The sequence below is a fragment of the Achromobacter sp. 413638 genome (genome assembly GCF_043119405.1).
In the GTDB taxonomy this organism is placed as follows: Bacteria; Pseudomonadota; Gammaproteobacteria; order Burkholderiales; family Burkholderiaceae_B; genus Achromobacter.
On the sequence record NZ_JBICCO010000080.1, the window covers coordinates 17,138 to 31,736 of the forward strand.

Genomic DNA, 14,599 nt, shown 5'->3' on the forward strand with positions numbered 1-14,599 from the left:
ACAAACGACAAAAAATCTCGAACAACGAAAAACCCCGACACCGTTACCGATGTCGGGGCTTTGCCGGACAGCCGCGCTGTCCGATGCAAGCAAGCAGCGCTTAAACCGCCTTCTTCAGTTCCTGCACCTTATCCGTGGCTTCCCACGAGAATTCCGGCTCGGAACGGCCGAAGTGGCCGTAGGCGGCGGTCTTGGTGTAGATCGGGCGCAGCAGGTCCAGCATGTTGACGATGCCCTTCGGACGCAGGTCGAAGTGCTCGCGCACCAGCTTGGCGATCTGGTCGTCGGGGATGACGCCGGTGCCTTCGGTGTAGACGGTGATGTTGATGGGCTCGGCCACGCCGATGGCGTAGCTGACCTGCACCTGGCACTGGCGCGCCAGGCCGGCGGCCACGATGTTCTTGGCAACGTAGCGGGCCGCGTAGGCGGCCGAGCGGTCGACCTTGGACGGATCCTTGCCCGAGAACGCGCCGCCGCCGTGCGGGCACGCGCCGCCGTAGGTGTCGACGATGATCTTGCGGCCGGTCAGGCCGCAATCGCCTTGCGGGCCGCCGATGACGAAGCGGCCGGTCGGGTTGACCAGGAACTTGGTCTGGGGCGTGATCAGGCCTTCGGGGAAGCTGGGCTTGATGATGTCTTCGATGACGGCTTCACGGATCGCGGCTTGCGAGATCTCGGGCGCGTGCTGGGTCGACAGCACCACGGTGTCGACTTCCACCGGACGGCCGTTGACGTAGCGGAAGGTCACTTGCGACTTGGCGTCCGGGCGCAGCCACGGCAGGCGGCCGTCCTTGCGCAGCTCGCTCTGGCGCTGCACCAGGCGGTGCGAGTACCAGATCGGCGCGGGCATCAGGTCGGGGGTTTCGTCGCAGGCGTAGCCGAACATCAGGCCCTGGTCGCCGGCGCCCTGGTTCAGGTAGTCCTCGGAGCTGCGGTCCACGCCCTGGGCGATGTCGGGCGACTGCTTGTCGTAGGCGACCAGCACCGCGCAACCCTTGTAGTCGATGCCGTATTCAGTGTTGTCGTAGCCGATGTGGCGGATCGTGTCGCGCGCGACCTGGATGTAGTCGACGTTGGCGGTGGTGGTGATCTCACCGGCCAGCACGACCAGGCCGGTGTTGCACAGCGTCTCGGCCGCCACGCGGGCGTTGGGGTCCTGCGTGAAGATGGCGTCCAGGATCGAATCGGAGATCTGGTCGGCTACCTTGTCGGGATGCCCTTCAGAGACGGACTCGGAAGTGAAGAGGAAGTCGTTGTTGGCCACAGATGCGTCCTTTGCTGCCCGCTTGACGCAGGCGTTGGTTCACAAGGCGCGTAGCACCCCGGACTGCATGGCATGACGCTATCTGGGCGCGACGCTTTAGCGGATTTGGCAGGCGCCGCGCAATGCGCATGGCCCCTGTCGTCGCCCCGCAAGTTGTCGGTTAACTCGGCGACCAGTCGATTTTAAGCGAAAATGCGGGTCTGATGCTTTGCCGGGGGTCCGACCCGATCTTCCGAGCACCGGCACGACCATGCCCGACCTTATCCCTTTGCCGCATGCTTCTCGCCCTGTTCCGCCTGTTCGCCTCCCTGCCCCTGCCGGCCGCGCATGCGCTCGGCCGCCTGGCCGGACGGCTGGTCTATGCCTGCCCGGGCAAGTACCGGCGCCGGCTGCAGGCCAATGCCGCCCAGGCGGGCTACCCCGATCCGGCCTTCGCCCGGCGGGCCGCGGCCCAGGCCGGCGCCATGATCCTGGAAATGCCCCGTGTATGGTTCCGCAATGAGCAGAGCCTGGCCCAGGTTGTGTCGGACGACAACGAGGTGGTGGCGGCCGCGCGCGCCGAGAACCGCGGCATCCTGTTCCTGACGCCGCACCTGGGCTGTTTCGAGATCACCGCCCGCTACCTGGCGCGGCTGATGCCCATGACCGTGATGTTCCGTCCGCCGCGCAAGGACATCCTGGCGCCGCTGCTCGAGACGGCGCGCAACAGTTCGGCGGTCAACGCCGTGCCCGCGACCATGCAAGGCGTGCGGGAATTCGTGCGCGCGCTGCGCCGTGGCGAATCGGTGGGCATGCTGCCCGACCAGGCGCCCGGCGTGGGCGACGGCGTCTGGGCGCCCTTCTTCGGACGCATGGCCTACACCATGACGCTGCCGGGCAAGCTGGCCACGCAAACGGGCGTGCCCATCATCCTGACCGCGGGCGAGCGCCTGCCGGGCGGCCGTGGCTGGCGCATCCACTATGTGCGCGTGCCCGAGCCGCTGCCGGCCGAGCCCGAAGCCCAGGCCGCGCTGCTGAACGCCGCCATGGAAACGCTGATCCGGCGCTGCCCCGAGCAATATCTGTGGAGCTACAACCGCTACAAGACGCCGCGCGGCGCGCCGCCGGCCCCGCAGGCCGACGCGGCCCCGACCGCCGGCTGAGCCCGAACGCCGCTCCGCCGTCCCGGCAATTCATTCTTCCGCCATGAGCAATCCCAAGAAAACACGCACGCTCGTTACCCTGATGAAATGGTTCGGCCGCATGCGGCCGTCCACCCGGCTGCGCGTCGGCGCGGCGCTCGGCTGGCTGGCCCTGAAGCTGGCGAAGTCGCGCGTGCGCATCGTGCGCAAGAATCTTGAGCTGTGCTTTCCGGACCAGCCCGAGGCGGTGCGCGAGCGCTGGGTCGCCGAGCATTTCCGCGCGCTGGCGCAGTCGATCGTGGACCGAGGCGTGCTCTGGTACGGCACGCCCGAGGCGGTGCGCGAGCTGGTCACCGAAAGCGGTTCCGAACGGATCAACGACCTGACCGCGCAGGGCCGTTCCGTCATCCTGCTGGCGCCGCACTTCATCGGCCTGGACGCCGCCGCCACGCGCCTGACCATGGAGGTGCCCAGCGCCGCCACCATGTACACGCCGCAGAGCGACCCGCACATCGACGCGCTGGTCGCCGCCGGCCGCGCCCGCTTCAACGAGGTCTTCCTGGTCAGCCGCAAGGACGGCGTGCGCGACCTGGTGCGCCATCTGCGCGCGCCGCGCCCGGTCTATTACCTGCCCGACATGGACTTCGGCCGCCAGGGCGCGGTGTTCGTGCCCTTCTTCGGCGTGCAGGCCGCCACGCTGCTGGCCACGGCCCAGTTGGCCAAGAAGTGGGACGCCGCCGTGCTGCCGGTGCTGGACTTCTGGAATCCCGAGACCGGCAAGTATCACGCCGAGGTGCTGCCGCCGCTGGAGAACTTTCCCGGCGAGGACACCCTGGAAGAAGCCACCGCGCGCCTGAACCGCGAACTGGAAGCCTGGGTGCGCCGCTGCCCCAGCCAGTATTACTGGGTGCACCGCCGCTTCAAGACCCGCCCGCCGGGCGAGCCCAAGATCTACTGAGGCCGCCCGCCTGCCCGCGCCCCCGGGAATGGGCGATAATCCCGCCATGAACTGGAACTTCACCAAAATGCATGGCGCAGGCAACGATTTCGTCGTCCTGGACGGCGTGCGCCAGACCATCGAGATGACGCCCGAGCGCGCCCGCGCGCTGGGCGACCGGCATTTCGGCGTCGGCGCCGACCAGATCCTGCTGGTCGAGCGCGCCACCCGGCCGGACGCCGATTTCCGCTATCGCATTTTCAATGCCGACGGCAGCGAGGTCGAGCATTGCGGCAACGGCGCCCGCTGCTTCGTGCGCTTCGTGCATGAACAGGGCCTGTCCGACAAGAACCCGCTGCGCGCCGAGATCTCCACCGGCATCCTGGTGCTGGACGAAGGCGACGACGAGCAGGTCACCGTGGACATGGGCAGCACCCGCTTCGAGCCGTCCGCCCTGCCCTTCGACACCGCCGGCCTGGCTTCGCGCCAGCAAGGCCAGGACACGCTGTGGGCGCTGGAACTCGATGCCCCCGCCGGCCTGCCGCGCTCGGTCGAAGTATCGGCGGTGGCCATTTCCAACCCGCACGCGGTGCAGGTGGTGGACGACGTGGACGCCTTCCCCGTCGGCGTGATCGGCCCGCTGGTCGAGACGCACGCGCGCTTTCCGCGCCGGGTCAACGCCGGTTTCATGCAGGTCGTGGACCGCAACAACATCCGCCTGCGCGTCCATGAACGCGGCGCCGGCGAGACGCTGGCCTGTGGCACGGGCGCCTGCGCGGCAGTGGCCGCCGGCATCCGCCGCGGCCTGCTCGATTCGCCGGTACGCGTCCAGGCGCGCGGCGGCGTGCTCACCGTGGCCTGGGACGGTGCGCAACTGCGCATGACCGGCCCGGCCGAATCCGTATTTTCCGGGCAGATCGACATCGACAAGCTCGTCTTTTCCATGGCGCTGAACCGCTGACCCCATGACCGATACCGCATTCACCGCCCACGACATCGCCGCCTTCCTGCAGGAACATCCCGGCTTCTTCGACGAGCACGCCGAGGTCTTCGCCACGCTGCAAGTGCCGCACCCGCACGGCTCGCGCGCCATTTCGCTGGGCGAGCGCCAGATCATGACGCTGCGCGAGCGCAACCGCGAGCTGGAATGGCGCATGAACGAGCTGGTGCGCAACGCCAGCGCCAGCGAGAGCATCGGCGCGCACATCGCCAAGTGGTGCTGCCGGCTGCTGTCGGAATCCGAGCCGCAGCGCGTGCCGGGCGAGATCGCGCTGGGCCTGGCCGAACAGTTCGACCTGAACCATGTCGCGCTGCGCCTGTGGAACCTGTCCGGGCAACCCGACAATGGCTACGGCGAACCGGTAAGCGCCGACCTGCGCGCCTTCGCCGACAGCCTGAAGGCGCCGTACTGCGGCACCGACACCGGCTTCGAGGCCGTGGCCTGGCTGGACGCCAAGCCCAAGTCGCTGGCCCTGGTGCCGCTGCGCCTGGAGGCCGACGGCCCCAGCGTGGGCCTCCTGGTGCTGGGTTCGGACGACGCCGAACGCTTCAGCCCGGACATGGGCACCACCTTCCTGGAATCCATCGGCCAGTTGGCCTCGGCGGCCCTGCACCGCCTGGAACCGGCCGCGCCCAAGGCCTAGCGCCGCCCAGGCGGACGCGACGGATGACGCCATGACGCAAGCCGACACTGCCGACGCCCCGTCCGAACCGCTGCCCGGTCCCATGCAGGACTGGCTGCGGCACCTGGAAGCCAACCGCCGCTACTCGCCGCACACGCTGGCCGGCTACCGCCGCGAACTGCATTTCCTGCACGAGCTGGCCGGCAAGGCCGGCCAGCCGCTGGACAAGCTGGCCAACGGCCATATCCGCCAGTTCGTGGCGCGATTGCACGCGCAGGGCCGCGGCCCGCGCAGCCTGGCCCGCACGCTGGCCGCCTGGCGCGGCTTCTACAAATGGTGGGCGCCAGCGATGGACATGGCCGGCAATCCGGTGGCCGGCGTGCGCGCGCCCAAGGCCCCGCGCGCCCTGCCCAAGGCGCTGTCGGTGGACCAGACCCAGGCGCTGCTGGACCGCGCGCCTGCCCAGGTCGCCAACGAACCGGCCGCCCTGCGCGACCAGGCCATGTTCGAACTGTTCTATTCCAGCGGCCTGCGGCTGTCCGAGCTGGTCGGCCTGGACCTGCGCTATGAACGCTCCGCGCAATACGAGTCGCGCGGCTGGCTCAACCTGGACGAAGCGGAGGTCGTGGTGCTGGGCAAGGGCGGCAAGCGCCGTTCGGTGCCCGTGGGCCAGGCCGCGTTGGCGGCCCTGCGCAAGTGGATCGCGGCGCGGCCGCAGCTGATGCCCTTCAGCGCCGCGCCCGAGGATGCCGCCGCCCTGTTCCTGGGCGCGCGCGGCCGCCGCATCTCGCCGCGCGTGGTGCAGCTGCAGCTGGCGCGCGTGGCGCGCGAGGCCGGCCTGCCCACGCATGTGCATCCGCACGTGCTGCGGCACAGCTTCGCCAGCCACGTGCTGCAATCGGCCCAGGACCTGCGCGCCGTGCAGGAAATGCTGGGCCACGCCAACATCTCCACCACCCAGGTCTACACGCGCCTGGACTTCCAGCATCTGGCCAAGGCCTACGATCAGGCGCATCCGCGCGCCGGCCGCAAGTCCTGACGGCGTCCGTTCGCGGACGCCTCAACCGCCGCCGGCCAGCATCCCGCCCAGCAGCAGAATGCCCAGCAACAGCACCGCCAGGGCCGCCAAGGCCTCGACGCCGTAGCGCAGCCGCGCCGCGCCGGCGCTGGACAAGCGCGCGCCCAGCCGGTTGGCCGCGCCGCCGGCGGCCACCGCCAGGCAGGCCAGCCCGGCGACCGTCAGCCCCGTGCCCAGGCCCATCGCGAGGGCCGATGCGATGCCGGCGGCGAAGAATCCCTGCGATAGCGAAAAGACCAGCACAATCAGCGCGCCGCTGCAGGGCCGCAGCCCGACCGCCAGGATGGCCGACACGGCGCGCCGCCAGTTCATCGGCCCGGCGACCTGCTCCGCCGCCGGCGCATGGGCGTGGCCGCAACCGCAGTCCTCGTGATGGACGTGATCATGCTCGTGATGATGCGTCGTTGCATGGCCCTGTCCGCCCGGTGCCGACACGCGCACGGCGATTGCCCGCAGCGCCGCAGCACCCTTGGGCGGGGATGCGGCCGGTGCCTGAACGGCAGGCGGCGCCGTGCGCCGCGCATCGGCCCTCCGCCGAAGCAATGGCCTCAGCGCCTTGAGCCAGACCAGCCAGACACCCAGCAAGGTCACCAGCGCATACGAGGCCAGCTCCAGCCAGCGCGTCGCCTGATTCATGACGGCCGCCGTAGCATCGAAAACCAGCGCCAGCACGGCGACCAGCGCGATCGCCACCAGCGCCTGGATCAATGACGACAACAACGCCAGCAGCGCGCCGTTGCGCGCGGTCTGCCGGTTGGCCAGCACATACGAGGAAATCACGGCCTTGCCATGCCCCGGCCCCAAGGCATGGAAGACGCCATAGGCGAAGGACAGGCCCGCCAGCGCCCAGGCCGCGCCGCCCTCGGCCTGCCAGGCCCGCACGGCGCCGGTCAGCTGGCGGTAGAAATGCGTCTGCCAGACCGAGACCTGGCCGAAGAAGCCCGCCAGCCAGCCCGGGCCCGCCATGCCGCCACCGCTCTCGGGCACGCCGAAAGGATGCGCGGACTGTGACCAGGCCGGCCCCGCCCACGCCAGCAGCGCCGCCAGCGCGAGCGCCAGGGCCGGGGACCAGGCGCGCAACGTGCCGGCCGGCCGCATCACGGGCAACGGACCTCGATGCGGTGCGTCAGGCCCTTGGTGATGGCGAACAGTTCTTCCGGCAGCGCGTCCGGGTCGGCCGGAATCGCGGCCAGCTGCTGCATGGTGTTCCAATCCAGTTCCTTGGGCTTGCGGTAGGCCCGATTGCAGGCCGCGGCCTGCGGCCCGCCCAGCGTGACCGCGTCCTTTTCGTCGAACGCGTAGGCGACGAAATAGGTCGGGTCATAGATGTCGATCTGCGCGCCGTCCGCGCCCAGCACCATGGGCTCGGCCAGCGGCAGCGTGAAGGCCAGCGACAGGCGGCCGGCCTTCGCGTCCCAGTCCACGCGCGCATCGCGCGGCGCGGCGAAAACCGCGCTCTTGCCGTCCACGGACACGCGCGTGAAGTAATGCGAGATCGGCTCGCCCAGCGCCTTCATCCAGTCGCGCGCCATGCCGGCGCGCGTGTCGGCGGACAGCGAGCCGTCCTTGCCTCGCTTCAGGCCCTGGGTGGCGTAGGCGCCGAACATCTCGTCGAATCGCCAGACCTGCCGCACGGCGGTGATGCGCTTGTCCGCGTCCAGGTCGATCACCGCGCGCGCGTCGATCCACATGTGGGGATGCGCGCTGGCGGCCGAAGCCGCCAGCAGGCCGGCGGCGACGCTCAGGGCTGCAAGGCCGCGGCGAGTTGGCGTGCGTTCCATTCAAACATTTCCAGGTAGGTGGCGCCGGGCTGTCCAGGCTTGGACAGGGCATCGGAATAGAGCGTACCACCCACCTTCGCGCCGGTTTCGCGCGCGATCTGCTGCACCAGTCGGGGGCTCGTGATGTTCTCGACGAACACGGCCGGCACGCGCTCGCGCTTGACCTGTTCGATGATGCGCGCCACGTCGGCGGCCGACGGCTCGGCGGCGGTGGACACGCCGGCCACGGCGATGAACGTCACGCCGTAGGCGTCGCCGAAGTAGCCGAATGCGTCGTGCGAGGTGACGACCTTGCGGCGCTCGGCGGGAATCGCGGCGAAGGTCTGACGGATCGCGGCGTCCAGCTTCTCGATGCGCGCGCCGTAGGCGAGCGCGCGCTGGCGATAGGCGTCGGCATGGGCGGGATCCGCCGCCGCCAGGCCCTCGGCCACATTGCGCGCGTAGCGTGCGCCGTTGGCCAGGTTCTGCCACGCGTGCGGATCGGCGTCGCCGTGGTGATGATGGTGCCCGCCCTTGTCGCCATCGGCATCGCCTTTGCCATGGTCGTGGTCCTGGTCCTGGTCCTGGTCGTGGTCGTGGTCGTGGTCGTGGTCGTGGTCGTGGCCATGATCATGCCCGCCGCCGGCGAACTTGCGCGGCGTCACGCCTTCGGACGCCACCACCTTCCTGCCGGCGAAGCCCGAGGCCTTTTCCAGCCGCGGCAGCCAGGCCTCGAAGTCCAGGCCATTGACGACCAGCAGCTGCGCGCCAGCCAGCTTCCTGGCATCCGCGGGCGTGGGCTCGTATTCGTGGGCGTCTCCATCGGGACCGACCAGCGTGCTCACGCTCACATCCTTTCCGCCAACCTCGCGCACGATGTCGCCCAGGATGGAAAAGCTGGCCACCACCTTCAGCGGTTCGGCCGCGTAGGCCGGCGTCAGGGCGGCGGACAGGCACAGGCCGGCGGCGGCCAGCAGGGCGCGCCGGCGCGGCGCGGAGATGAAATCGTTCATGGCGGATCTCCGAAAGAATCAGGCGCGGCCGGCAAGACGGCGCGCCCGCAGCAGCCCGCCTCGCGGGCCGCCGACGATGGAAAGGAGGTAACAGCCGCCCGCGGCCAGGATGATGGCGGGCGAGGCGGGCACATTGAAGTGATAGGAAACCAGCAGGCCGGCCACGGACGAGAACAGCCCCAGCCCGGCCGCCAGCGGAATCTGGCGCGCGGCCGACAGCGCCCAGAAGCGGGCCGACGCGGCGGGCAGCATCATCATCCCCACCACCATCAGCGTGCCTAGCACCTGGAAGCCCGCCACCAGGTTCACCACCACCAGCACCAGGAAGCCCATGTGCACCCAGCCGCCCGCGCCGCCGCTGGCGCGCAGGAATCCCGGGTCCAGGCATTCAGCCACCAGCAGGCGGTAGATGGCGGCCACCGCCAGCAGCGTGACGCTGGCCGTGCCCGTGACCAGCAGCAGGGCATCGTCATCCAGCCCCAGCACGGTGCCGAACAGCACGTGCAGGAGGTCCATGTTGGAGCCGCGCAGCGACACCAGCAGCACGCCCAGGCCCAGCGAGATCAGATAGAAGGCGGCGAAGCTGGCGTCCTCGCGCAGCGGCGTGAGCCGCGCCACCAGGCCCGACAGCAGCGCCACCGCCAGGCCGGTCAGAATGCCGCCCAGCATCATGGCCCAGAGCGACAGCCCCGACAGCAGGAAGCCCGCCGCCACGCCCGGCAGAATGGCATGCGACATGGCGTCGCCCATCAGGCTCATGCGCCGCAGCACCAGGAACACGCCCAACGGCGCGGCGCCCAGCGACAATGCGCAGGCGCCGGCCAGGGCGCGCCGCATGAAGCCGTAGTCCAGGAACGGCGAAACGATCCAACCGGCCAGCGTCATGCCAGGCTCCCGCCTTGCCGCTCGCGCGCGGCGCGCAGATGCGCCTCGCTCAAGGTCTCTTCCGTGCGGCCCCAGGCCACAACGGATCCGGACAGCAGCAGGCATTGCGGAAAATGGCCACGCACGACGTCCAGGTCGTGCAGCACGGCGATCACGGTGCGGCCCTGCTGGTGCAGGCCGCAGAGCAGCGCCATGAGCTGATCGGCGGTATGGCTGTCCACGGCTGCAAAGGGCTCGTCCAGCAGCAGCACCGGTGCGTCCTGCACCAGCATGCGCGCGAACAGCGCGCGCTGCATCTGGCCGCCGGACAAGGCATCCAGGCTGCGGCCCGCCTCGGAGGCCAGGCCCACGGTCTCCAGCGCCTGCATGCAGCCGTCGAGTTCCTCGCCACGGTAGCGGCGCCAGGCGCCGACCCGCCGCCAGGCGCCCATCGCCACCAGCTCCAGCACCGTCATGGGAAAACTGCGATCCAGCTCGGCGGCCTGCGGCAGCCACGCCAGATCGGCGCGGCCCGCGCCAGCGATTCTCAGGGTGCCGGCCATCGGGGGCAACACGCCCATGATGCCTTTGATCAGCGTGGACTTGCCGGCGCCGTTCGGACCGACCACCGCGGTCATGCCGCCGGCGGCGAAGCTGCCGGATACGGAGCGCAGCACCGGATGCCCATGCCAGCCGAAGGAGATCTGGTCGAGTTCGATGGCGGCGTCGGCGACGGCGCAACCGGCAACGGACCCGGGCGGCAGCGCGGCGCTCATGCGCCCCACCAACCCAGCGCCCAGCTGGTCAACGCCCACAGGCCGCCAGCGGCCAGCGCCGCGCCGGCCATGCGGCGCCATGCGGAAGCCAGGAAAGCGGAGCGGACAAGACGCCGCGCGGGCGTGGCGCCCGGCCTCGGCGGCAGAAGCGTGAAGTGGGACATACGGCGAAAAACAGGAAAAGGCGGCGGGCGGCGAAGCCGGGAGAAGCTGAGTTCAGACCAATTTTTATTATGTTATATCATAACCAATCGACTTGGATTTTCCCGGACCCGCCCGCATCTGGAGGTTTTCTGCTACCTTCCAGCCATCGCGCGCGCGGCGCGCGTGCTTCACCCCTTGATAGATATCGCCCGCCATGCCCGCTACGCCCCGCTCTCCCCGCAGTGACACCGTAGGCGCCCAGCTCAGCGTCGCCGAGGCGCTGTGCGAACAGCGCGGACGCCGCCTCACGCCCATCCGCCGCAAGGTGCTGGAACTGCTGCTGCGCCACGGCCGCAGCCTGAAGGCCTACGAATTGCTGGACGCCATGCGCGAAGTGCACCCCGGCGCGGCGCCTCCGACCGTCTATCGGGCGCTGGATTTCCTGATGGACGAGGGCCTGGTCCACCGCCTGGACGCCGTCAATGCCTGGAGCGCCTGCCACGACGCCGGCGGCGCGCCGCATGATCTGCTGGTGGTCTGTACCGGCTGCGGGGCGGTGGCCGAGCTGTCCGATCCCGCCATGAGCCGCCAGTTGGCAGAACGCGTGGCCCAGACCGGCTTCACGCTGGCCACCCACGAAACCGAGATCCGCGCGCTCTGCCCGCAGTGCCAGCAGAAGCAGCCCGCCGACGCCGGCCACCACAACCACCGGCACTGAGCACCGTCCGGCAAGGGCAGCGACAGGGGCGGACAATCCGCCCCTTTTATTTTGCAATCTGTGTCCGCCCCAATAGCCGCCGCGCGCATCGCACAGGCTTCCCCCAAACGCGGCCGCGCGGAGCCGGCTCCGCCGGTCCGCAGCGGCGCCCCTTGAGGGGGAAGTGCCGCAGGCGCTCGGGGGTGGATCTCCCCCTCGGAAGCGCCGCAGGCGCTTCGGGGGTGAACCTTCCCATGGCCTCCCCTACTCTTGAAACCGGGCAAACCGCCCCCAAATAGTGGTATCGCCCGATACTTGACGGCGTACAGCCCCGATCTGGCCGGGCTCCGGCCCCGGGTTATTCCGGGGGTTTGCCCCCCGCCCCCGACTGTGCTGTAATCCTGCGTCCGGTCGCCATTGGCGGCCTTCGCAGCCCGTGGCAGAACGACATCCGGCAGGTGGCTGCACCGATCGCAGCGCCGGCTTGGCGGCCCTGGCGGGCCAGGAGACGCACCGCGTCCTGGCAGTCACAGTGCCGGCAATCCGCGAAAGATCGGCTCACATCCACCGGCACGCCCACTTGGCGGTCGCCGCAGGCGGCGCCGCTGGGCCGCCCGCCCAGTCCCTGTCTGTTTAACTTCACGCAAGCAGCTTCGCCATGAACACCCCGCGCAGTTTGGACAAAATGGTTCCCGTCACCATCCTCACCGGCTTTCTCGGTGCGGGCAAGACCACCCTGCTCAAGCGCATCCTGACCGAATTCCATGGCCGCCGCGTCGCGGTCATCGAAAACGAATTCGGACCGGAAAGCATCGACAACGACCTGCTGGTGCAGGACCGCGACGAGGAAATCATCGAGCTGTCCAACGGCTGCGTCTGCTGCACGGTCCGCGGCGACCTGATGCGCACGCTGTCCGACCTGCGCGCCAAGCGCCAGGCCGGCGAGCTGAACTTCGAGCGCGTCATCCTGGAAACCACCGGCATGGCCAACCCCGGCCCGGTCTGCCAGACCTTCTTCATGGACGACGACATCGCCGAGTACTACCGCCTGGACGCGGTGGTGACGGTGGTCGACGCCAAGCACGGCATGGTCACGCTGGACGAACAGTCCGAAGCGCAGAAGCAGGTCGGCTTCGCCGACCGCATCCTGATCTCCAAGCGCGACCTGGTCAACGAAGCCGACTACGAAGCGCTGCGCAACCGCCTGGTGCACATGAACCCGCGCGCGCCGATCACGCCGGTCAACTTCGGCGAAGTGGACCTGAAGTCCATCATCGACATCAGCGGCTTCAACCTGAATTCCATTCTCGACATCGACCCGGACTTCCTGGCCGATGAGCACCCCGACGCCGCCCATAACCATGCTCACGGGCATGACCACGGCCACGATCATGGCCATGGCCACGATCACGACGATCATGAGCACGACGGCGAGTGCGGGGCGCATTGCAATCATGCCCATCACCATCATCACCACCAGCACGACGACGAGATCGGCGCCTTCGTGTTCCGCTCGAACAAGCCGTTCGACCCGGCCCGCCTGGAAGAATTCCTGGGCGGCGTGGTGCAGGTCTATGGTCCCGACCTGCTGCGCTACAAGGGCATCCTGTACATGAAGGGCATCAACCGCCGCATGTTGTTCCAGGGCGTGCACATGATGATGGGCGCCGAACCCGGCAAGCCGTGGACCGCGGCCGAAAAACCGTCGACCAAGATGGTCTTCATCGGACGCAAGCTGCCCCAGGAAATTTTCACCCGGGGCTTGGAGCAGTGCCTGGCGGGGTAAACCCCCGTCCTGGATACGTGACGCGATGCGACGAAGGCAGTACTGTGAGGTACGAATAGCGTAGGCAAAAGGCAGCACGAACCGGGAAGGGATCCCGCGCCAGGATCGATTCATAGTGGAGTGTTTACATGGCTACCAAGGCAGCAACCAAGAAATCAAGCAAGTCGACGAGCGATACGGCGATTGATCTGCCCAGCGAAAAAGAATTGCTGGCCATGCCCGAGTCCGACTATATGAACGAGCGCCAGCTGGCGTTCTTCAAGGAACGGCTCAAACAACTCGAACAGGACATCTTGGCCAACGCCGGCGAGACCACCGAGCACCTGCGGGAAACCCAGTTCGTGCCGGACCCTGCCGACCGCGCCACGATCGAGGAAGAACACGCGCTGGAACTGCGCACGCGCGATCGCGAGCGCAAGCTGCTCAAGAAGGTGCAACAGTCCATCGCCCGCATCGACAGCGGCGAATACGGCTGGTGTGAGGAAACCGGCGAACCCATCGGCATCCCCCGCCTGCTGGCCCGCCCCACGGCCACCCTGTCGCTGGAAGCGCAGGAACGCCGCGAAATGCGTCAAAAACTCTACGGCGACTGATTGGACTCACCCCCGAAGCGCCTTCGGCGCTTCCCCCTCAAGGGGGCACCGCTACGGACCGGCAAAGCCGGCTCCGTGCGGCCCCGATGAAGTGGCATCGGCTTCATGCGTAGGGAGTGGCGGGGGGGGGGGGTGACAGGGTGGTTTTGCAGATACGTTCCGTAATCCGTCCGTCGTGCTGAAAGGCTATGCTGGTTTCCGGCATGGCCTTTTTCTTTTTCCGGAACGAAGATGACCATGCGGCGGTTCCGGCTCGATGGCGCGCCTTGCGCCGCCCGGTCTTTGTCCGCTTCCAGGCCGCTGCGCCACGCCTTGAATTTTTCCGGCCCGCCCCCAGCTAGTCCTTTCAAAGGAAGGAACGCATGGAACAATTTCACGCCACCACCATCGTGTGCGTGCGTCGCGGCAACCGCGTCGCACTGGGCGGCGATGGCCAGGTCACCCTGGGCAACATCGTCATCAAGGGCACGGCGCGCAAGATCCGCCGCCTGTACCACGACAAGATCCTGGCCGGCTTCGCCGGCGCCACCGCCGACGCCTTCACGCTGCAGGAGCGCTTCGAGGCCAAGCTCGAGAAACACCAGGGCAACCTGATGCGCGCGGCGGTCGAACTCACCCGCGACTGGCGCACCGACCGCGTGCTGCGCCGCCTGGAAGCCATGCTGATCGTGGCCGACGCCGAGCACACGCTGGTGCTGACCGGCAACGGCGACGTGCTCGAGCCCGAGCATGGCCTGGCGGCCATCGGCTCGGGCGGCGCCTATGCCCAGTCGGCGGCGCTGGCGCTGCTGCGCAACACCGAGCTGTCACCCGAGGCCGTCGTCAAGCAGTCGCTGGAAATCGCCGGCGACCTGTGCATCTACACCAACCAGAACCACGTCATCGAAACGCTGGGCGAATGACGCACGCCGCGGGGCGCGGGCACAGCGCCGCGCCGCCCCCCC

The 14,599-nt window shown here is 68.8% G+C and carries 15 protein-coding genes; 9 read left to right on the plus strand and 6 right to left on the minus strand.

The genetic code is table 11. The annotated features are described in order from the left end of the window. Window positions 1-100: 100 nt before the first annotated feature. Window positions 101-1,264 (minus strand): methionine adenosyltransferase, encoded by a 1,164-nt coding sequence (gene metK, locus ACEU5R_RS25225; protein WP_392412447.1) that lies wholly within the window; start codon window positions 1,262-1,264, stop codon window positions 101-103. Window positions 1,265-1,539: 275 nt separating this feature from the next. Between metK and ACEU5R_RS25230 the strand changes: the two genes are divergently transcribed. From ACEU5R_RS25230 to xerC, 5 genes are read left to right on the plus strand one after another with little or no spacing between them, the layout of a single operon-like run. Next, window positions 1,540-2,406: a lysophospholipid acyltransferase family protein gene (locus tag ACEU5R_RS25230; protein ID WP_392412449.1), complete on the plus strand. Its 867-nt coding sequence runs from the start codon at window positions 1,540-1,542 to the stop codon at window positions 2,404-2,406. A 43-nt stretch (window positions 2,407-2,449) separates the two neighbouring features. Then, entirely contained in the window at window positions 2,450-3,343 is an 894-nt protein-coding gene (locus ACEU5R_RS25235) for a lysophospholipid acyltransferase family protein (RefSeq protein WP_392412451.1), read from the plus strand. Window positions 3,344-3,371: 28 nt separating this feature from the next. Further along, window positions 3,372-4,283: a diaminopimelate epimerase gene (gene dapF / locus ACEU5R_RS25240; protein WP_392412453.1), complete on the plus strand. Its 912-nt coding sequence runs from the start codon at window positions 3,372-3,374 to the stop codon at window positions 4,281-4,283. A 4-nt stretch (window positions 4,284-4,287) separates the two neighbouring features. Next, the gene (locus ACEU5R_RS25245; protein ID WP_392412454.1) at window positions 4,288-4,965 is read left to right on the plus strand and encodes a DUF484 family protein; all 678 of its coding nucleotides are present in this window, start codon (window positions 4,288-4,290) and stop codon (window positions 4,963-4,965) included. Between the two features lie 31 nt (window positions 4,966-4,996). Next, complete coding sequence (xerC, locus tag ACEU5R_RS25250; RefSeq protein ID WP_103271595.1) at window positions 4,997-5,983, plus strand: tyrosine recombinase XerC; 987 nt, start codon at window positions 4,997-4,999, stop codon at window positions 5,981-5,983. Between the two features lie 21 nt (window positions 5,984-6,004). Here xerC and ACEU5R_RS25255 read toward each other — a convergent pair whose 3' ends face one another. From ACEU5R_RS25255 to ACEU5R_RS25275, 5 genes are read right to left on the minus strand one after another with little or no spacing between them, the layout of a single operon-like run. Continuing rightward, window positions 6,005-7,120: a nickel/cobalt transporter gene (locus ACEU5R_RS25255; protein WP_392412464.1), complete on the minus strand. Its 1,116-nt coding sequence runs from the start codon at window positions 7,118-7,120 to the stop codon at window positions 6,005-6,007. Continuing rightward, window positions 7,120-7,803: a DUF1007 family protein gene (locus ACEU5R_RS25260; RefSeq protein ID WP_392412456.1), complete on the minus strand. Its 684-nt coding sequence runs from the start codon at window positions 7,801-7,803 to the stop codon at window positions 7,120-7,122. The genes ACEU5R_RS25255 and ACEU5R_RS25260 overlap by 1 nt, the downstream gene beginning before the upstream one ends. After that, window positions 7,764-8,795, minus strand: a complete 1,032-nt coding sequence (locus tag ACEU5R_RS25265) for a metal ABC transporter solute-binding protein, Zn/Mn family (RefSeq protein WP_392412458.1) — start codon at window positions 8,793-8,795, stop codon at window positions 7,764-7,766. The genes ACEU5R_RS25260 and ACEU5R_RS25265 overlap by 40 nt, the downstream gene beginning before the upstream one ends. An 18-nt stretch (window positions 8,796-8,813) precedes the next feature. Beyond that, window positions 8,814-9,680 carry a metal ABC transporter permease gene (locus tag ACEU5R_RS25270; RefSeq protein WP_392412460.1) on the minus strand — a complete coding sequence of 289 codons (867 nt, stop codon included), beginning with the start codon at window positions 9,678-9,680 and terminating at the stop codon, window positions 8,814-8,816. Next, window positions 9,677-10,435 carry a metal ABC transporter ATP-binding protein gene (locus tag ACEU5R_RS25275; protein WP_392412461.1) on the minus strand — a complete coding sequence of 253 codons (759 nt, stop codon included), beginning with the start codon at window positions 10,433-10,435 and terminating at the stop codon, window positions 9,677-9,679. Before ACEU5R_RS25275 ends, ACEU5R_RS25270 begins: the two co-directional genes overlap by 4 nt. Window positions 10,436-10,793: 358 nt before the next feature. Here ACEU5R_RS25275 and ACEU5R_RS25280 point away from each other — a divergent pair, with 358 nt between their 5' ends. From ACEU5R_RS25280 to hslV, 4 genes are all read left to right on the plus strand, one after another. After that, window positions 10,794-11,297 (plus strand): Fur family transcriptional regulator, encoded by a 504-nt coding sequence (locus tag ACEU5R_RS25280; RefSeq protein WP_103271601.1) that lies wholly within the window; start codon window positions 10,794-10,796, stop codon window positions 11,295-11,297. Between the two features lie 637 nt (window positions 11,298-11,934). Next, window positions 11,935-13,062: a GTP-binding protein gene (locus ACEU5R_RS25285; protein ID WP_103271602.1), complete on the plus strand. Its 1,128-nt coding sequence runs from the start codon at window positions 11,935-11,937 to the stop codon at window positions 13,060-13,062. Window positions 13,063-13,190: 128 nt separating this feature from the next. Next, window positions 13,191-13,655, plus strand: coding sequence for an RNA polymerase-binding protein DksA (gene dksA / locus ACEU5R_RS25290; protein WP_006389752.1), 465 nt, complete (start codon window positions 13,191-13,193; stop codon window positions 13,653-13,655). Window positions 13,656-14,017: 362 nt separating this feature from the next. Beyond that, window positions 14,018-14,557, plus strand: a complete 540-nt coding sequence (gene hslV / locus ACEU5R_RS25295) for an ATP-dependent protease subunit HslV (RefSeq protein ID WP_103271603.1) — start codon at window positions 14,018-14,020, stop codon at window positions 14,555-14,557. The last annotated feature ends 42 nt before the right edge of the window (window positions 14,558-14,599 follow it).